This window comes from Rhodococcus opacus B4 (assembly GCF_000010805.1).
GTDB classification, from domain to species: domain Bacteria; phylum Actinomycetota; class Actinomycetes; order Mycobacteriales; family Mycobacteriaceae; genus Rhodococcus_F; species Rhodococcus_F opacus_C.
Genome location: NC_012522.1, coordinates 4,516,353 through 4,535,047, shown reverse-complemented (window position 1 = coordinate 4,535,047; position 18,695 = coordinate 4,516,353). Strand labels below are relative to the sequence as shown.

At 67.7% G+C, this 18,695-nt stretch carries 13 protein-coding genes; 4 read left to right on the top strand and 9 right to left on the bottom strand.

Features of this window, described 5'->3' with window-relative positions; genetic code table 11:
• Positions 1-50: 50 nt before the first annotated feature.
• The 6 genes from ROP_RS20830 to ROP_RS20805 all read right to left on the bottom strand — a co-directional run bounded on the left by ROP_RS20830 (position 51) and on the right by ROP_RS20805 (position 6,367).
• Positions 51-1,172: an alpha/beta hydrolase family protein gene (locus ROP_RS20830; protein ID WP_012691387.1), complete on the bottom strand. Its 1,122-nt coding sequence runs from the start codon at positions 1,170-1,172 to the stop codon at positions 51-53.
• 80 nt (positions 1,173-1,252) lie between these two features.
• The gene (locus tag ROP_RS20825; protein WP_012691386.1) at positions 1,253-2,284 is read right to left on the bottom strand and encodes an aspartate-semialdehyde dehydrogenase; all 1,032 of its coding nucleotides are present in this window, start codon (positions 2,282-2,284) and stop codon (positions 1,253-1,255) included.
• A gap of 2 nt (positions 2,285-2,286) precedes the next feature.
• Entirely contained in the window at positions 2,287-3,552 is a 1,266-nt protein-coding gene (locus ROP_RS20820) for an aspartate kinase (protein WP_012691385.1), read from the bottom strand.
• Between the two features lie 95 nt (positions 3,553-3,647).
• Positions 3,648-4,619 carry a hypothetical protein gene (locus ROP_RS20815; RefSeq protein WP_012691384.1) on the bottom strand — a complete coding sequence of 324 codons (972 nt, stop codon included), beginning with the start codon at positions 4,617-4,619 and terminating at the stop codon, positions 3,648-3,650.
• A gap of 39 nt (positions 4,620-4,658) precedes the next feature.
• Positions 4,659-4,925: a hypothetical protein gene (locus tag ROP_RS42705; RefSeq protein WP_148222501.1), complete on the bottom strand. Its 267-nt coding sequence runs from the start codon at positions 4,923-4,925 to the stop codon at positions 4,659-4,661.
• Positions 4,926-5,029: 104 nt separating this feature from the next.
• Positions 5,030-6,367: a DUF1254 domain-containing protein gene (locus tag ROP_RS20805; RefSeq protein WP_043825073.1), complete on the bottom strand. Its 1,338-nt coding sequence runs from the start codon at positions 6,365-6,367 to the stop codon at positions 5,030-5,032.
• A 141-nt stretch (positions 6,368-6,508) separates the two neighbouring features.
• Here ROP_RS20805 and ROP_RS20800 point away from each other — a divergent pair, with 141 nt between their 5' ends.
• Entirely contained in the window at positions 6,509-8,860 is a 2,352-nt protein-coding gene (locus tag ROP_RS20800) for an arylsulfatase (protein WP_012691381.1), read from the top strand.
• A gap of 51 nt (positions 8,861-8,911) precedes the next feature.
• Here ROP_RS20800 and ROP_RS20795 read toward each other — a convergent pair whose 3' ends face one another.
• From ROP_RS20795 to ROP_RS20785, 3 genes are read right to left on the bottom strand one after another with little or no spacing between them, the layout of a single operon-like run.
• Positions 8,912-10,579 carry a SulP family inorganic anion transporter gene (locus ROP_RS20795; protein WP_012691380.1) on the bottom strand — a complete coding sequence of 556 codons (1,668 nt, stop codon included), beginning with the start codon at positions 10,577-10,579 and terminating at the stop codon, positions 8,912-8,914.
• Between the two features lie 10 nt (positions 10,580-10,589).
• Complete coding sequence (locus ROP_RS20790; RefSeq protein ID WP_012691379.1) at positions 10,590-12,296, bottom strand: SulP family inorganic anion transporter; 1,707 nt, start codon at positions 12,294-12,296, stop codon at positions 10,590-10,592.
• Between the two features lie 12 nt (positions 12,297-12,308).
• Positions 12,309-12,731, bottom strand: a complete 423-nt coding sequence (locus tag ROP_RS20785) for a DUF7144 family membrane protein (protein ID WP_080512507.1) — start codon at positions 12,729-12,731, stop codon at positions 12,309-12,311.
• 173 nt (positions 12,732-12,904) lie between these two features.
• On the opposite strand from ROP_RS20785, the gene ROP_RS20780 reads away from it, so the two are divergent.
• The 3 genes from ROP_RS20780 (at position 12,905) to ROP_RS20770 (ending at position 18,660) form a co-directional block, all read left to right on the top strand.
• Positions 12,905-14,029 (top strand): AI-2E family transporter, encoded by a 1,125-nt coding sequence (locus ROP_RS20780; RefSeq protein WP_012691377.1) that lies wholly within the window; start codon positions 12,905-12,907, stop codon positions 14,027-14,029.
• Positions 14,026-15,834, top strand: coding sequence for an alkyl/aryl-sulfatase (locus ROP_RS20775; RefSeq protein ID WP_012691376.1), 1,809 nt, complete (start codon positions 14,026-14,028; stop codon positions 15,832-15,834). Before ROP_RS20780 ends, ROP_RS20775 begins: the two co-directional genes overlap by 4 nt.
• A 159-nt stretch (positions 15,835-15,993) precedes the next feature.
• On the top strand, positions 15,994-18,660 hold the full coding sequence (locus ROP_RS20770) for a LuxR C-terminal-related transcriptional regulator (protein ID WP_231868959.1): 2,667 nt from the start codon (positions 15,994-15,996) through the stop codon (positions 18,658-18,660).
• The last annotated feature ends 35 nt before the right edge of the window (positions 18,661-18,695 follow it).

The following is an 18,695-nucleotide window of genomic DNA, read 5'->3' as shown; positions in this document are numbered from 1 at the left end:
CGGGTGAACCGCACGTGAGCGGCAAAGCGTGCCCGGGGACGCTTTGCCGCTCACCTGGGGGACAGCACGCGCGCCGCGAAGGCGAGGGACTCCGGCATCGAGGCCATCAGCGACCCGCGATGGTCCTCGCCGACGAGTTGCTGGAATTCGACGTTCACCCCGTGCTGCCGCATCTCGGCGAGCTGGGCCCACGTCAGCGGAATCGGCACCGACGCGTCGGACAGACTGTGCACCACCCGCAGGGGACGGTCGAATCCGTCGACGGGCACCTGCTGCATCTCCCGGAACAGCTCCCGGAACTGGTCGTTCCACAGAGGCGCGACGAACAGGTCCCCGACCGAAGTGGGATGGGCGAGCAGGTACCGGCCGATTTCCCGGCTGCACGTCACCTTCGCCAGTTCCATCAATTCGATCCCCTTCGGCGACAGGTACCGCCGAATGCCGACCTCGGGACGCTGGTCGTCGATACCGGCGAGAGTCAGCAACGCATAGTTCACGATTCCGCTGGTCGGCAGAGCCGGTATGGCCGGACCCGCGGCCGGGAAGAGCCGCTCGAGGTGCGTCGGCGCGGCCACGGCCACGGCGCCGCGAAAGTCGAGCGCGGGTGCCCGCGCGGTGGCCTCGCGGGCGGCGAAGTAGGTCGCCTGCCCGCCCTGCGACAGTCCGGCGACGATCCACCGGTCGGCGAGCACGTCGCCGTACACCTCGTGCGCGGCCAGGACGACGTCGACGGCGTTCGCGGCGGCCGCGGGACCGTCCAGGTACGCGTTGACGCCAGCTGTGCCGATGCCCGCGTAATCCGTTGCGGCGACGGCATACCCGGCCGCAAGCCACTGCTCGATCGCGGGCAGTTCGACGTAGTTGAACCCGGCGACGGACGGTGCGCACTGGTCGGCGACCCCGACCGTGCCGTGGGCGTAGGACACCACCGGCCAGCCGCCGGCGGGCGGGTCGCCGCGGGGAAGGAAGATCGATCCCGTGGACTCACCGGTCGCGGTCGCGGTGCGCAGGGTGGAGTACCGCACCCGGACGCTGTCGCCCGCCTGGGCGGGAACCGTGGCGACGGGCAGATCGTCCTGCGACAGCAGGATTCCGGGCGGCTGCGCGGAGACTTCGCTCGCGCCCGCGAGCAGCAGCAGGACCGCCGTCACCGCGACCCCGACCACTCTCATCGGCCCAGTATCCACCCGCAACCGACACGTGAGTGGCAAAGCGTGCGCGAGCACACTTTGCCACTCACGTGGGGAGGAGGTCAGACCAGCAGTTCGGCGATCTGAATGGTGTTGAGGGCGGCGCCCTTACGCAGGTTGTCGCCGGACACGAACAGCGCGAGGCCGCGGCCCTCCGGCACACCCGGATCCTGCCGGATGCGGCCGACCAGCGACGGGTCGCTGCCCGCGGCCTGGAGCGGGGTGGGGACGTCCACCAGCTGCACCCCGGGAGCCTTCGCCAGGATTTCCTGCGCGCGTTCCACCGACAGCGGTCGCTCGAACTCGGCGTTGATCGACAGCGAGTGCCCGGTGATGACGGGGACGCGCACGCACGTGCCCGACACCAGAAGGTCGGGCAGGCCGAGGATCTTGCGGCTCTCGTTGCGGAGCTTCTGGTCCTCGTCCGTCTCACCGCTGCCGTCGTCGACGATCGAGCCGGCCAGCGGCAGGACGTTGAACGCGATCGGTGCGACGTACTTGTTCGGGGCCGGGAAGTCGACGGCGCCGCCGTCGTGCACCAGCTTCTCCGCGTCGCCGATGACGGCGCGGGCCTGGCCCACCAGCTCCTCGACACCGGCGATGCCGCTGCCGGACACGGCCTGGTAGCTCGACACGATGAGGCGCTGCAGACCGGCCTCGTCGTGCAGGACCTTCAGCACCGGCATCGCGGCCATCGTGGTGCAGTTGGGGTTGGCGATGATGCCCTTCGGTGGGTTCTTCGCCTGCTCCGGGTTGACCTCGCTGACGACCAGCGGAACGTCGGGGTCCTTGCGGAACGCCGAAGAGTTGTCGACCACGGTGGCGCCGGCCGCCGCGAACCGCGGGGCCTGCTCACGGGACAGCGTCGCACCGGCCGAGAACAAGGCGATGTCGATGCCCTTCAGGTCTTCGTCGGACGTCGCGGACGCGTCCTCGACGACGATCTCCTCGCCGCGGAACGGCAGCTTCTTGCCCGCCGACCGCGCGGAGGCGAAGAACCGCACCTTGTCCGCGGGGAAATTGCGTTCCTCGAGGAGGGTGCGCATGACGATGCCGACCTGTCCGGTCGCACCGACGACAGCGATGGTGGTCATGATTACCGTCCCGTTCCTGCGTGCACGACAGCTTCTTCGTCGCCGCCGAGCTCGAATGCATCGTGGATCGCCTTCACGGCCTTGTCCAGCTCCACGTCCTTGACGAGCACCGAGATGCGGATCTCCGACGTGGAGATGAGGTCGATGTTGACGCCGGCCTTCGCGAGCGCCTCACAGAACGTCGCGGTGACGCCCGGGTGGCTCTTCATGCCTGCGCCGACGAGCGACACCTTGCCGATGTGGTCGTCGAACAGCACCTGTGTGAAGCCGATGTCGCCCTGCAGCTTGGTCAGCTTCTCGACCGCCCGCGGGCCGTCGGCCGTCGGCAGGGTGAACGTGATGTCCGTCTTGCCGGTCTCGACCTTCGAGATGTTCTGCAGCACCATGTCGATGTTGATCTCCGCCTCGGCGACCGCGCGGAAGACCTGCGCGGCGTAACCCGGGGTGTCGGGCAGGCCGACGACGGTGATCTTGGACTCGCCGCGATCGTGCGCGACTCCGGTGATGATTGCCTCTTCCACGGGGATGTCCTCCATCGATCCGGACACGATGGTGCCCGGCTTGGTCGTGTATGACGAACGGACGTGCACAGGCACGTTGTATCGGCGGGCGTACTCGACGCAGCGGAGCATGAGCACCTTCGCGCCGCACGCCGCGAGTTCGAGCATCTCCTCGAACGACACCGTCTCGAGCCGCTGCGCGTCGGGAACGATGCGCGGGTCGGCAGTGAAGATGCCGTCGACGTCGGTGTAGATCTCGCAGACGTCGGCCTCGAGGGCCGCTGCAAGGGCCACCGCGGTGGTGTCCGAACCGCCGCGCCCGAGGGTCGTCACGTCCTTGCTGTCCTGGCTGACGCCCTGGAACCCGGCGACGAGGACGATCGAGCCCTCGTCGAGCGCATCCCGGACGCGGCCCGGTGTGACGTCGATGATCTTGGCGTTGCCGTGAGCACCGGTGGTGATGACGCCCGCCTGCGAGCCCGTGAACGAACGGGCCTCCGCACCGAGCGAATGAATTGCCATTGCGACGAGAGAATTGGAAATGCGCTCACCGGAGGTCAGCAGCATGTCCATTTCGCGGGCGGGTGGGGCTGGGCACACCTGCTGAGCCAGATCTAGCAGCTCATCGGTGGTGTCCCCCATCGCTGAAACCACGACGACGACATCGTTGCCGGCCTTCTTGGTCTCGACGATCCGTTCAGCCACTCGTCGGATTCTCTCGGCGGTTGCCACCGAGGATCCGCCGTACTTCTGGACGACGAGAGCCACGCGTTTCTACCTCCAGGTCGATGAATCTGTACTGGTCCAGCTGTCGAGCTTACCGGCGGAGTCCAATCTGATCCCGGGTGAGTCCGTTCGGCGGCCTATCCGAACGCCGTGTTCGCGGCGTCCGCGACCCTCGCCACTGCGGCGCAGTTCGGGCCGTGAACAGTGACGACTGCGCCCGCGTGACCGAGCCTGCGGGTGAACTCGTCGACGCCCGCCCGAGGCCGTGTGATGTCGATCGGTTCGCCCATCGGGCTCGTCCACCGGCATCGGTCGCCGACCGTCTCCGGCTCGGCGGGAACGGGTGGTCTGTTTTCCTTGACGGGCGACATCGTGAACGACACGGTCACCTCACTCCCCGGCACCCGGCTCGGGTTCGGAAACAGGACGCAGTCGAACGGGGTGGGCGGCGACTGCGGGTCGACGACGCGTCCGCCGGCGGTGGTCCCCAGTACGTCGAGGACTTCGCACGGGTCGTGGAGCGCGATCGCCACCTGAGTCGAGGCCGCGGCGTCGCGGGCGGGCAGTCCCGACCGCATGCTGTCGATCGCGGAGTTCAGCACCGCGTCGGCCAGCGGGCAGGCGTCCTCGCCGGCGACGGTTCCGGCGCGAACGGTCGCGAGTCGCGGGTCCACGTGGTCCTGGAGTGTTCCGAGGTTCAGCCGGAAGACGCGTTCGCACGTCCCGCGGGCGAGGTCGGCACCCGGGCCGCGGTAGACGGTCACCCCGTCGACCGTCTCGGGCCCGGTCAGCGCCGTGTCGGACAGCAGCGACGGCAGCACGGACAGCTCCACGTAGGTGGTGGCGCCGTCGGGCCGGGCCACCAGCGCCGAGCACACCGGCAACTGGACGGCCGACCCGTACTGCTGAACCGTCCCGGCGGCGCGCACCACCGACTCGTCGAGCAGGCCGCACGGATCGGCGGCGCGCAGCGCGGCCTCGACGTGGACGTGCCGTTGCTGCTCCGGACTCAGTTCCTGCAGCGGGGACGCACCCGCGGTCCCAGACACGCTGTGCGCACACCCGGACGTGATGACGGCGCACAGCAGCGCCGCGGCTACCTTCTTCACCCGATCCCCCCTCGAATCGGCCCGAACACTACCGCTGATTCACACGAGCGCGAGCAGTCCCCGTAGCGCGAAGAGTGTGCCGAAACCGAAGAACACCGCGACCCCGAGCGCCCGGTTGTGCCGCGCCACCCAGGCGTGGTCGTTCGAGCTCGAGATTATGGCCATCCCGGACAGCACGATGAAGATGCTGGGATTGATCACGCCGGGGGCCAACGCTGCCGCGAACGCGATCCGCGGTGTAGCTGTCTCGGGTGTCGTCAGCCGTTTCGGCATCACACCCGCCGGTGCCGGTTTCCTCGTAAGCATGATCAAGGACACGACGAGGAACAGCACACCGGCGATCAACCCGACCCAGTCCGATCATCTCCGGGACGAGAAGTCAGATCAGATCGCCCATCGGTTCACCCCGGTCAGCCGACCTTGACGATCGGCGGTAGCGCGAACGTCCCGTCGAACACCTCCGGTTTCGGGCTGTACATCCGGAGCATCGGCCGGAATCCGGCTTGCGGCGTCGGCAGCCAGTTGGCGCGCGCGACCGGATCGGCCGGGGCGGTGGCGCCGAGCGTGATGGTCAGGGAACCGTCGCCGTCGAACACCAGTCCCGGGGTGCGGTCACCGATCGAGTAGCGATCGAGGGGATTGCCGGCGAGGAAGAACTCGGGGAGGTCGTACATGGTGATCGACCAGAACGCGTCCACCGGCGGGGTCGGCGCGAACGTGAGGGTATAGGTGTGTTCGCCGGAGAGTTCGTTGCCGTCGCTGTCGTGGTAGATCGGCGCGTACGCCGCCTCGTAGCCGTGGTTCCCCCACAGCCCCGCCATCGCGGCGGCGGCCCGCAGGCCCAGCGCCTTCGAACGGTCGTCGATCCGCCACTCGGGTGAGTTCACGGTGCCGACCTCGAAGAAGTCGTCGTTGTAGTCGAAGGCATGGTACATCAGCTGCCAGCCGTTGACGACAGCGGCGCCGGCACCCGATTTCAGTGCGGCGGTGAGCGATTGACGCCCCGACTCGGCCCCGGCCGTGAGCACGGACGCAAGGTCCGGCGGCGCCTCGAGGTACGGTGACGGCCCCGTCTCGAGCAATCCCAGTGGGGCGAACGCCTGTTGCGCGACGAGGTCCTGCGCGGCGGGCGGGTACGCCTGCGAGTACACCCGCAGCTTCTCCCAGAACCGCAGCTCCTCGGGGACGTTCGGGTCGGGTACAGGCAGCCCCTCCGCCGGTTCCTGGTCGCCGAAAGGCTCCAGCGTCAGAGCCGATTGCAAGCCTTTCACCCGTTCCAGGTCGTCCTCGCCGTCGCACGCCCAACGGCCGACGATGGTGCCGACCGCGGTCGGGAATGCGATCTGCGTCGCCCCGTCGGGGACCTCACCGGACCACCCCGGGCCGGTCAGCAGAAAACGACCGGCGGCCGTTCCCGTCGCGCGTTTGCCGACATACGCGAAATTGTCGGTCCATGCGTCGACGAATTGCAGGACGTAGTACGCCCCCTCGGCGTCGGGCACACTCAGCAACTGCGGTCCGTGACCGAGGTCGATCTGGGCGATCGAATAGATCGTGTCGTTGTTGACCGAGACGAAGGTGTCGCGCGGCCCGGCCAGGGAACGGGCGTGACTGAAACAGTTGAACGGTGCAGCCTCCAGGCTCCCCATCCCCTCCGCCACGAAGCGGTTCACCTGGTCGAGGTCGAAGACCAGCGGAAAACCGTACACCCACGCCTTGGCGGCGAGTTCCTGCAGTTGTATGCCCACGACTCTCTCCTGTCCCGCGGTCTCGGTCCATGCGACCACGCCGAGACCGGCCGGGGCTTCACCCGAAGCGTGTGAGCCGAAATTCTTCTCACCGTCCTAGCGTCAGCGGGGACTGTTTTGTCCAGCGAAAGGACGTACGACATGCCTGAGGAGCTTCCCGGGTCGATCCTCCCCGTCCCCGATCAGCAGTACCAGGGGCCGATCTACTTCGACGCCAGACACGCCACCGAGAAACTCCCGGCGATCACCGCGAAACGTCCCCCGGCCGGTGCCCCGAACGTGCTGCTGATCCTTCTCGACGACGTCGGGTTCGGGGCCTCGAGCGCCTTCGGCGGTCCCGTGAACACCCCCACCGCCGAACGACTCGCGGGCGGCGGACTGAAATACACCCGCTTCCACACCACCTCGCTGTGCTCGCCGACCCGGGCGGCGATGCTGACCGGCCGGAACCATCACGCGGTCGGGATGGGGCACATCACCGAGACCGCCACGCCGGCCCCCGGATACCGGTCGACGCGGCCGAACTCGTGCACACCGCTGGCCGAGATTCTCCGCCAGAGTGGTTACAACACAGCACAGTTCGGGAAATGCCACGAGGTCCCGGTGTGGGAGTCGGGGCCGACGGGACCATTCGACCACTGGCCGGCGTTCAGCGGGTTCGAACGCTTCTACGGATTCATCGGCGGCGAGACCAACCAGTGGCAGCCTGCGCTCGTCGACGGGGTGACCACCGTCCTCCCGCCCGACAACCCCGACTACCACCTCATGCCCGACTTGGCCGACAAGGCCATCGACTACATCAAGCAGCAGAAGGCGCTGACCCCCGACAAGCCGTTCTTCACCTACTTCGCGCCGGGTGCCACGCACACCCCGCACCACGTGCCGAAGGAATGGATCGCCAAGTACCAGGGCAAGTTCGACCGGGGCTGGGACGCCGTCCGCGACGAAACGTTCCGGAAGCAACTGCAACTCGGCGTCATCGGACCCGACTCCGATCTCACCGCACGCCCCGACGGCATCATGGCGTGGGACGACATCCCGGAGGAGCGGAAACCGATTCTCCGGCACCAGATGGAGGTGTACGCGGCCTTCCTGGAGTACGCGGACTTCCACGTCGGGCGCGTCGTCGACGCCGTCGAGGAGATCGGCGAACTGGACAACACGCTGATCCTCTACATCATCGGCGACAACGGCGCCTCCGCGGAAGGCGGCCTCGAGGGCACGTACATGATCACCACCGCGTCCAACGGTGGCGGCGAATACGAGACCGTCGAGTTCTGGAACGAGCACCTCGACAAGATCGGCGGCCCCGAGGCCTACAACCACTACGCCGTCGGCTGGGCGCACGCCATGTGCACGCCGTATCAGTGGACGAAGCAGGTCGCCTCGCACTACGGGGGCACCCGCAACGGCACGATCATGCACTGGCCCGGCGGAATCGAGGCCCGAGGCGAGATCCGGCACCAGTGGCATCACGTCATCGATGTCGCCCCGACCATTCTCGAACTGGCGGGACTTGCGCAGCCGCACACCGTCAACGGGGTCACCCAGGTGCCGATGCACGGTACGTCGTTCGCGTACACGTTCGACGACGAGAACGCCGACGAGCGGCACCGCACGCAGTATTTCGAGCTGATGGGCAATCGTGGCGTCTACCACGACGGCTGGACCGCCGTCACCAAGCACCGCACTCCCTGGGACGTGGTCGCCCAGGCCCCCGACTTCTCACTGGACGTGTGGGAGTTGTACGACACCACCACGGACTGGACGCAGGCCCACGACATCGCGGCCGACAATCCCGAGAAGCTGGCCGAGTTGCAGCAGCTCTTCCTGATCGAGGCTGTGCGGCACAACGTCCTCCCGCTCGACGACCGCGCCGCCGAACGCATGAATCCCGTGATCGCCGGGCGTCCGACTCTCGTCCGGGGCGACAAGCTCCGGCTCTTCCCCGGCATGACCAGGCTCGGGGAGAACGTCGCGATCAACATCAAGAACCGCAGCTACTCGGTGACGGCGCAGATCCAGGTCCCGGATTCGGGGGCCGAGGGGGCGATCGTCGTCCAGGGAGGTCGCACCGGCGGATGGGGATTGCTCACCGTCGGTGGCAAGCTGGCGTACCACTACAACTACTGCGGCCTCCGGCGTACCACCGTCACGTCGTCGACCACGCTGTCCCCGGGCGAGCACCAGGTGCGCGTCGAGTTCGCCTACGACGGCGGCGGCATCGGCAAGGGCGGCGACGCCACCCTGTACATCGACGGCGACGAGGCGGGCAAGGATCATGTCGAACGGACCCACCCGCTGTACTTCTCGTTCGACGAAGGGCTCGACGTCGGGGTCGACACCGGCATGCCGGTGTTCGAGGGTTACAAGACCGCCCGCGGACGGTTCACCGGCACGATCGACTGGGCCGACATCGAACTGGGCGACGACGACCACAACCACCTGATCGACCCCGAGGACGCGCTCGCCGCGGCCTTGCGCCACCAGTAGGCGGCTCCGCCACCCGTGAGTGGTTGACGAGTGCAGGGACTCGTCAACCACTCACGGGCGCACAGCGCCTACGGCGTCGTCGACGGTGGGATAAAACCGGCCCTTGCTGTCGAACTCGCGGCCCGGATCCGTGCGGAGCACCGTGTCGCGATTGGCGCGGGGCAGTTCCGCGAAGAGCACGGTGACACTGGCGTCCGTGAGCTCGCGGTGCAGGTCGAGGAAGCTGCGCATCACGGTCAGCGACACCTTCTGCAGGCGTGAGCAATCGAGAATCAGCGTGTGTGGCACCGTCGACGTGTCGTGGCCCTCGGCCACTCCCACGCGGGTGCGGATCGCCACCGTGTTCGCCCGCACGTTCGCGGTGTAGAGACCGACGTTCAGCCGGAGCACGAGAGGGTCGGCAGGGACGGTCGGCGCGTCCTCCTCCCCCGCCCGCCACTGGCCGTGGGCGTCCTTCTGCAGTTGGACGATGTGCGGTCGATTCAGCTCGCGCAGAACCAGATACAGTGTGAACACCACACCGACTCCGACCGCGGGCAGCAGTCCGGCGACGAGCCCGATGAGCGCCGTCGCCAGCGCCACCCAGAATTCGGTGCGATCGATCCGCCAGAACCTCACGAAGGAACCGAGGTCGACCAACCCCAACGTCGCGACCACCACCATCGCGCCGAGGGTGGCCTGCGGCAGATCGCTCAGCACCGGCGCGAGCAACAATGCCACGAGCACGGCGAGAGCGGCGGTGACGAGACCGGCCAGCTGTGTCCGCGCGCCCGACCTCAGCGCGACCGCGGTCTGGGAGAATCCGCCCGCCGGAGGCAGGGTGTGGAAGAAGGCACCGGTGACCGACGCCGCTCCGTTGGCGAGGAGTTCGCGATCGCTGTCGATCGGAGGTTCGGTTGGCCGGCGCACACCTCGCCCGACGGACACCGTCTCGAGAAAAGCCATGATCGCGATCGCCAGTGCGCCCGGCAGCAGCGCGGCGACGTCCGACAGCGGCGGGATCCCGGGAATCGGAATGCCGCGGGGCACTTCGGCGATCAGCGCGACCCCACGACCGTCGATGCCCGCAAGCGCGACGAGGAGGATCCCCGCGACCGCGACGATCAGCGGTCCCGGCACGCGGGGAACGATTTTCGCCATCGCGTACAGCGCCGCGATCGATCCGGCGGCCAGCAGCACGGTCGCGGAGTTCGCGTCACCGACCTGCCGGAGCGCCGACCACACGAGGCGGAAGAATCCGGTGGCGTCCGGATCGGACGGCACGCCGAGCAGTTTCGGCAGCTGGCTCGCGGCCACCGTCAGCCCGACTCCGGCCTTGATCCCGGACAGTGTTGCCTCGCTGATGTTCTCGATGATCGCGCCGAGCCGCAGTAACCTCGCCGACAGCAGGATCACGCCCACCAGCAGCGTCAGCGTCATCAGCGACGCCTGGGCGTCGTCGGAGCCGGCGGCGATGCCCGCGCCGATCAGGGTGGAGGCGGTGAGGGTCGCGATGGTGGAGGTGGTACTCACACTGGCGGTGCGGGATCCGCCGAGCATCGCGTAGACGACCATCGGCACCATGCAGGTGTACAGACCGATCTGCACGGGCATGTTCGCGATGGTGGCGTACGCCATGGCCTGCGGAATCACGACCGCTCCGGCGCCGAGGCCCGCGACGACGTCCAGACGGAGCCATCGCTTGTCGTAGCCGACGAGCGTCGGCGCGAAGACGGTCATTGCGGCTGCGTCACGCCCCCTCGCCGGGGCGATCGGATTCCGCGAGCGCCTCGCGGACGGTGGAATACAGGGCGACGGGTGTGGCGTCGGTGCCGGAGTGGCGGAGCGTGTCCCGGAACTGCCCGATGTCGCGTGCGACCCGCAGTTCGATGTCCCGCCGGGCGAGCGCGTCCCGTAGTTGCAGCAGCATCTGTGCGGCGCTGACGTCGACGAACGGTGATGTCTCGGCGTCGAGGACCACCACTCTCGTGTCCTCGGTGCACAACTCTTCGATGCGGTCCTTGACGTGGTCGGCGTTGGCGAAGAACAGTCCCGCCTCGACCCGGACGACGAGCACGTGCGGGGTGGCCGGCAGGTCGGGGTGGCGTTCGGCGTCCACCCACAGCGTTCCCTGCCTGGCGAGGGTCGCGACGTGGGGGCGCGAGGCCCGGTACAGCAGCAGCAGCATGGAGACGCCGATGCCGATGACCAGTCCGGGCAGGGTGTCGAAGAGCAGGACACCGGCCATGGCAGCGAGCGCGGCGGCGAAATCGGCGCGGGCGGCGTGCCCGTAGATGCTCCCGAGCCGTTCGGTCCAGACGCCGTACAGCCGGCGCAGCGCGGAGATGTCGACGAGTTCGATGACGGCCGCGATCACCACCGCGGACAGCGTCGCCTCCGGCAGTTTCTCGAACAGACCGGTGAGGAACAGCAACGTGACGACGGTCAGCGCCGCGACGACTAGTCCGCTGACCTGCGATTTGGCACCCGCCCCTCCGTTCACCGCGGTCTTGGAGAGGCTGCCGTTGACCACCATTCCCGAGCAGAGCCCGGCGCCCAGATTTGCGGCGCCGAGGCCGAGCAACTCGCGGTTGGCGACGACCTCGTAACCCTCCTTCGCCGCGTATGTCTTCGCGGCTCCCAGTCCCTCCGCGAACCCGATCAGCAACACGCCCACGGCCGGCCCCATCAGGTCGACGAAATCGTCGAATCCGACGCCGCCGGGCAACCCGAGCGACGGCAGCCCGGAATCGATGTGCCCGACGATGTCGACGCCCTTGCCGTCGAGACCGAACAGCGAGACCGCGGCGATTCCGAGGAGGACGGCGAGCAGCGATCCGGGGACGAGCGGCAACCAGCGTTTGAGACCCAGCACCACCGCCAGACTGAGGCCGCCGACGACGAGCGTGCCCCAGTCGGTGTCCCCGAGATGCGTGATCACACCCCAGGCCTGCTCGAAGAAGTTGCCCTTCGCCTTCTCGACCCCGAAGATCGCCGGCACCTGTCCGATGATGATGGTGAGGGCGAGGCCGACGATGAACCCCTTCAGCACCGGTTCGGAGATGAACGACGCGACGAAGCCGAGGCGGAGCAGACCGGCGAGCAGGCCCACGATTCCCGTCGCGATCGCGAGGACGGCCGACAGCGCCGCATACTTCCCACCGTCGGCGCCGGCGAGGGGTGCGACGATGGCCGCCGACAGCGCGGCCGTCGCGGACATCGGCCCCACCACGAGATGCCGTGAACTGCCCGCCGCCGCATAGAGAATCAGCGCGGGTACCGCCGCATACAGTCCGACGACGGGCGGTACCCCCGCGATGGTCGCGTACGCCAGTGCCTCCGGGACCAGGACTGCCCACACGGTGAGGCCCGCGATCACATCGGGCCTGATCCACCCCCGCCGGTAATTCTGCAGCGAGCCGAAGAACGGCCACGTGCCGGTGGCGGACCTCACCATGTCGTGATCGTCCTAGTCCCTGGCGGTGTCCCAGGTGGTGACCGCCCAGATCACGACGACGTCGAGGGCGATGATCAGGATCGACCACAACGGGTAGTAAGGCAGCCACAGGAAGTTCGCGAGGATCGACAGCGCAGCGATGCACACGGCGACGACGCGGGCCCAGGTGGCACCCGTCATGAGACCGATCGCGCTGATCACGAGGACGGCACCGAGAACGATGTGAATCCAGCCCCAGGTGGTGGTGTCGAACTGGTAGGTGTACTCGACGCCGATGACCAGCAGGTTGTCGGAGGCGACCGCGGCGATTCCCTGGAAGAACGAGATCACGCCGACTGTCAGCAGAAGTATCGCCGCTGCCAGGGACGTTCCTGCTGCAAAACCCTGCTTCACAGGGCTGTCCGTCCTGGATTGGGGATTGGTCGTCATGTCCATGCCCTTCTCGTATGTGTGTTTTGCGAACAGTTGAATGGTCGGGCCTCGCCGAGCGGGCGGCATCATCCGCGCCGGGTGATCCTCATCTGCAACGGATGAGGTGCGGCCGACGGCGTGGTGCAAGAGTCGAATCGGGGCATCCCGGAGGACCTGCCGTTGCGAAGGGACACGCGATGATCGATCCGCAGGACGTATCCGGCGCGGAGCCGGACTCTCGGTGGTCGATGCCGCGCGGCCTGATCGTGATCCTCGGCCTGGCCGCGCTCGTCGTCACCGTGGCCGGGATCCAGGTGGCGGCACCGATCCTCGCACCGATCTTCCTCGCACTGATGCTGACCGTCGCGGTCCATCCGCTCCCCGTATGGCTTCACAGGAAGGGCGTGCCGCCGTGGCTCGCGACGATCGCCGCGATCGTGGTCGTCAACGGCATCCTCGTCGTCCTCGTGCTGTCGCTGGCGCTGTCGGTCGCGCAGCTCGCGACGCTCCTCCCGCAGTACGCGGACGACTTCACGTCCCTCGTCGACAGCGCCCAGAGCTTCCTGAACAGCCACGGCGTCAACTCCACCGACGCCCAGACCCTGCTCTCCCAGGTGGATTACACCAAGGTGTTCGGCGTCGTGGACGGCATCCTGCAGGCGATGCTGGGGATCTTCTCGAACCTGCTGTTCATCCTCGTCCTCCTGCTGTTCATGGCGGTCGACGGCAGTTCGTACGGATCGCGGATGCGCTTCGTCACTCAGATGCGCCCCGAGATCGCCACCGCCCTCGCAGCGTTCTCGGTCGGCACCCGCAAGTACCTGATCGTGACCACGGTCTTCGGGTTGATCGTCGCCGTCATCGACACCGGGGCACTGTGGGCGCTGGGGATTCCACTGCCGATCCTGTGGGGGCTGCTGTCGTTCATCACCAACTACATCCCGAACGTCGGCTTCGTTCTCGGCCTCGTTCCGCCGGCGCTGCTCGCGCTGCTGCAGGGCGGGCCGGGACTGATGCTGACGGTCATCGTCGTGTACAGCGTCATCAACGTCATCATCCAGTCCGTGATCCAGCCCAAGTTCGTCGGGGACGCGGTCGGCCTGTCCGTGACATTCACATTCCTGTCGCTGGTGTTCTGGACCTGGATCCTCGGGCCGCTCGGCGCGATCCTGGCCATCCCGCTGACGCTGATGGCGAAGGCCCTGCTGATCGACATCGACCCCTCCACGAGGTGGGTGAACACGATCCTCAGCAGCTCTCCCACGCCTCAGGTACCGATCACCGCCCCCGACCCGCCGCGACACGAGAAGGAAGAACCATGACACCCGACTTCTCCGACACCACCGATTTCCAGGACGCCGACCGCGGTCTCGTCGACCGTCTCGACCCCTGCACCGTCACGAACGCCGACGGTCGCACGGTGTGGGACATGCAGGCGTACGCGTTCCTCGACGCCGACTGCCCCGACACCGCCGATCCGAGCCTGTGGCGGCAGTCGCAGCTGTGCGCGAAGAACGGCCTGTACGAGGTGACGGACGGGATCTACCAGGTGCGCGGCCTCGACCTGTCCAACATGACGATCGTGGAGGGCGACACGGGTGTCCTGGTGATCGACCCGCTGGTCTCCAAGGAGACCGCGGCGGCCGGACTGGCGCTGTATCGGCGCAATCGGGGTGATCGGCCCGTGACGGGGGTGATCTACACGCACTCCCACATCGACCACTTCGGCGGCGTCACCGGAGTGCTGCCGGACGGCCGCGGCGACGTGCCGATCCTCGCGCCCGAGGGCTTCCTCGAACATGCCGTCGCCGAAAACGTGTACGCCGGCAACGCGATGGGGCGCCGCGCCACCTACATGTACGGGAACCTGCTTCCGCAGGGGCCGCGCGGGCACGTCGGCGCCGGCCTCGGCACCGTCCCGTCGTCCGGGGTGCCCGGACTGATTCCGCCGAGCGTGGACATCACCCGCACCGGCCAGGAGGAGACGGTCGACGGCATCCGGATCGTCTTCCAGGTGACCCCGGGCACCGAGGCGCCGGCCGAGATGAACTTCCTGTTCCCCGACCATCGGGCACTGTGCATGGCGGAGAACGCCACGCACAACTTGCACAACCTCCTCACGTTGCGCGGCGCCCTGGTCCGCGACCCACGCGCCTGGGCGCGGTACCTCGACCAGGCGATCGAGATGTTCGACGGCGGATACGAAGTCGCGTTCGCCTCCCACCACTGGCCGACGTGGGGCCGCGACCGCGTCGTCACCTTCCTGTCGCAGCAACGCGACCTGTATCAGTACCTGCACGATCAGACGCTGCGGATGCTCAACTCCGGGATGACGGGCATCGAGATCGCCGAGGACTTCCCGATGCCACCCGCACTCGAATCAGCTTGGCACGCACGCGGTTACTACGGTTCGGTGAGTCACAACGTCAAGGCGATCTACCAGCGGTACATGGGCTGGTTCGACGGCAACCCGACATCGCTGTGGCAGCACACGCCGGAAAACGTCGCGACGCGGTACGTCGAGTGCATGGGCGGTCAGGACGAGGTCCGGGCGAAGGCCCGGCGGTACTTCGACGACGGCGACTTCCGTTTCGCGGCGGAACTCCTCAAGCACGCGGTGTTCGCGGACCCGTCGGACGGCGACGCGAAGGAACTGCTCGCCCGCACGTACGAACAGCTCGGGTTCGGCGCGGAGAACGCGACGTGGCGCAACTTCTATCTCACGGGGGCCCTCGAACTGCGCGGCGGAATCGTGCCTCCCCCGATCACCGAGCTCGGTGCCGACATGCTGAGTGCCCTCACCATCGAGCAGATCTTCGACTCGGTCGCCCTGCGCATCAACGGTCCCCGCGCGTGGGACACGTCGCTGGTGGTCGAGTGGCGATTCACCGATCCGGAAGTGCATTACCGGACGACGCTGTCGAACGGTGCCCTGATCCAGACCGTCTCCCCGCGGACCGCGGTGCAGCCGGATGTCACCGTGACCCTGACGAAAGCGCAACTGCTCGGGCTCTTCGCCGGGCAGGGCCTCGAAGACATCGGTTTCGACGGTGACGCGTCCAAGTTGCTCGCCCTCACCGAACTGGTCGACGCGCCCGATCCGGCATTCCCGATCGTCACGCCGTAGGGCGCTCCGCGCCCCGTGCGCCTTTTTGGTAGCTGGAACAACCAGAAAGGCGCACGGGCGGCGGAGCCGCGTTCACCCACACAAATCAACACATGCTCGCTAAAATCGACACACCGCGCGGTGTGCCGGTGATTGGCGTTTGTCGAAGATCGTTTCTCGGTGCAGCGAGAATTGGGGGTCGGCGTGACGGCAGTAGATTTCGGCGAGTTTCATTCGAGTATCCGAATACCGCCCGGTGCGGTGGGCCGAACGGTCACCCGCACCAGGTTGCATACCCTCCTCACGGAGGCCCTGACCAGCGAAGATCACCCTTATCCCGTCGCGCTGGTGTGCGCTCCCGCCGGGTCGGGCAAGACGCAACTGGCCGCCGACTGGGCACGCGACGTCCTGGCGGGTGCGGACGCACCGACCATCGCCTGGATCACGATCGAGGAACGGCACAACGATCTCGGCGTCATCCACCGCGCCATTCTGCGGGCGCTGAACGAAGCCGGAAATCCTCGGCTGCGGGAGTTGTGCGACCGTCTCGACGCCGATTCCCCCGACCTGGGTGCCCGGCTGTCTGCGCAACTGAATGAACTCGGGGAGAACATCTGGCTGGTGATCGACGACGCCCACCTGCTCCGCGACACCGACATCCTCAACGATCTCGAGTCGTTCATGCGCTGGCAGCCGCCGATGCTCCGGACGATCATCTGCGGACGGTTCGAACCGCCCCTCGCGTTGCAGCGACTTCGGCTGGACGGCAAGCTCTTCACCGTCACGGCACGCGATCTCGCCTTCACTGCCGACGAGGCCGCTGCGATGCTCACCGAGCACGGCGTCCGGCTGGATCCCGGCGACCTGGACGCCCTCATGGATCGCACCGAGGGTTGGGCCGCCGGAATTCGTTTGGCTGGAATGTCTTTGGAAGGCCACACCGATCCGAGCCGGTTGATCGCCGAGTTCTCCGGTACCCGCCGAGCGGTAGCCGACTATCTCATCGAGGAAGTTCTCGCCGGCCAGACCGACGAGATGCGCGAGTTCCTCCTCCGGACGTCCGTGCCCGAATCGTTCACGACCGAGTTCGCGGAGGTCCTCACCGGATGCACCGACGCGCACGACAAGGTGGACTGGCTCGAACACCACAATTTTCTGATCAGCCGAATCGACGAATCCCCCACCCACTACCGGTACCACCCCCTGCTGCGCAGCTATCTGCGGGCGGAGATCAGCCGGATCGGACACGTCGAGGTGGAGCATCTCGAACTCACCGCCGCGCACTGGCATGCGGAGTTCGGGGATTCGCTGGTGGCGCTCGAGCACGCGGTCAACTCGGGCGACCACGATGTGATAGTCGCGCTGCTGTCCCAGAGTTCGCTGTCGCTGATCGTCGGGGGTCACGGTGAGGCGCTCGATCGTCTTCTCACGCGGGCGCCGCGCACCGCCCAGGAGCATCCGTCCGCGCGGTTGATCCGGGCGGCGGCGGCGCTGGCCGCGGGAAACCTTCCGGTCGCGCGGTCCACGCTCGACATTCTCGACCGAACCAAGGCCGGGACCGTGATCGGCGGTACCGATTCGCGACGGCACCTGCTGCTCCGCGAGTCGCTCCGCGTGCAGACCGCCATTCAGACCGGCGACATCGGCGCCGCGTTGACCCGACTGCGGTCGGTGGGGCCCGAATCGACCGGCGAATCCGACCTGGACGCGTTCGTGCTTCTCCAGGAAGGCCGGGCGCTGCTCTTCCTCGGCCGCTCCGAGGAGTCGGAGCACGTGCTCGGGGAGGCGCTGGCCCACGCACGCCTCGCCGACGCGTCGCTCACCGTCATGTACTGCCTGGGCACTCTCGCGGCCCTCGCCATGTCGAGGGGTGAGGTGGTCCGTGCCGCCGCCTTCGTCAGCGAGTCGCTGATGATCGGGGCGGAGCAGTCCGCGACGAGCGACCCGACGTTCCACCTGGTGCGCCTGGTCGATTCGTGGTGCCGCTACATCCGGCTCGACGAAGACGCCGCATCGATCGCCGCCGAATCGGCCGACGTTCTGCACCGCGTGAACGCGGAGACCGCAGCGTTCGCGGACGGCGCCGCGGTGTTGTTCGGACTGGACGGGTCGGACCGCAGGCACAGTGCGGTGACGACGCTCCATACGCACAGCCCGGTCTCGTCGACGATGCCCGTGCCGCCGGGTATCCGGGCGGTGTTGCTGCCGGCGATCCAGTACGCGTATCTCACCGCCGGCGAAGTCGGGTGGGCGCACGAACTCGCGGCCGACGCGAAGACCCTGCTCGGACCGACCGGCGACACCGCGGTCCTCGACGCCATCGTCCACCTCCACGCCCACCGTCTCGATCAGGCGCGCAAGACACTGCAACCCGTGCTGGAAGGCGCCCTCGTGTGCGCGGCGGGTACCAATCTCATCGCGGCGTGGTTGGTCGACACCGCGATCGCGCTTGCCCGCAAGCATGATTCGCGGGCACACAGCGCACTCACCGAGGCACTCCGCCTGGCCGAGCCCGACTCGCTATTGCGTCCGTTCCACGACTGCGGACCACAGGTCCGGGACCTCCTCGTGCGAAGCACCGGCCGGTTCGGGGTGCTCGAGCCGTTCGCCGAGACGCTCCGAGCGTCGTTCCCGCGGTCGGAGAGCGCGGCGTCCGACATGCTCACGCCCCGTGAACTCGAACTCCTCGTGGAGCTTCCGTCGTGGCGGACCGCCGAGCAGATCGCGGCCGACCTGTGCGTGTCGGTGAACACCGTGAAGACTCACCTGCGCGGGATCTACCGCAAACTCGGCGTCACATCCCGCCGTGACGCGATCGCCGCCGCGCAACACAACGGTTTGCTCTGAGACGGTTCACCACTTGCGGGTGAGGCGCGTCGTCG

Bases quoted from the DNA above. Each gene is read 5' to 3' on its own strand.
- ROP_RS20780 (WP_012691377.1), top strand. From the start codon at position 12,905: ATGATCGATCCGCAGGACGTATCCGGCGCGGAGCCGGACTCTCGGTGG.
- ROP_RS20790 (WP_012691379.1), bottom strand. From the start codon at position 12,296: ATGGTGAGGTCCGCCACCGGCACGTGGCCGTTCTTCGGCTCGCTGCAG.
- ROP_RS20785 (WP_080512507.1), bottom strand. From the start codon at position 12,731: ATGGACATGACGACCAATCCCCAATCCAGGACGGACAGCCCTGTGAAG.
- ROP_RS20795 (WP_012691380.1), bottom strand. From the start codon at position 10,579: ATGACCGTCTTCGCGCCGACGCTCGTCGGCTACGACAAGCGATGGCTC.
- ROP_RS42705 (WP_148222501.1), bottom strand. From the start codon at position 4,925: ATGCTTACGAGGAAACCGGCACCGGCGGGTGTGATGCCGAAACGGCTG.
- ROP_RS20800 (WP_012691381.1), top strand. From the start codon at position 6,509: ATGCCTGAGGAGCTTCCCGGGTCGATCCTCCCCGTCCCCGATCAGCAG.
- ROP_RS20830 (WP_012691387.1), bottom strand. From the start codon at position 1,172: ATGAGAGTGGTCGGGGTCGCGGTGACGGCGGTCCTGCTGCTGCTCGCG.
- ROP_RS20775 (WP_012691376.1), top strand. From the start codon at position 14,026: ATGACACCCGACTTCTCCGACACCACCGATTTCCAGGACGCCGACCGC.
- ROP_RS20825 (WP_012691386.1), bottom strand. From the start codon at position 2,284: ATGACCACCATCGCTGTCGTCGGTGCGACCGGACAGGTCGGCATCGTC.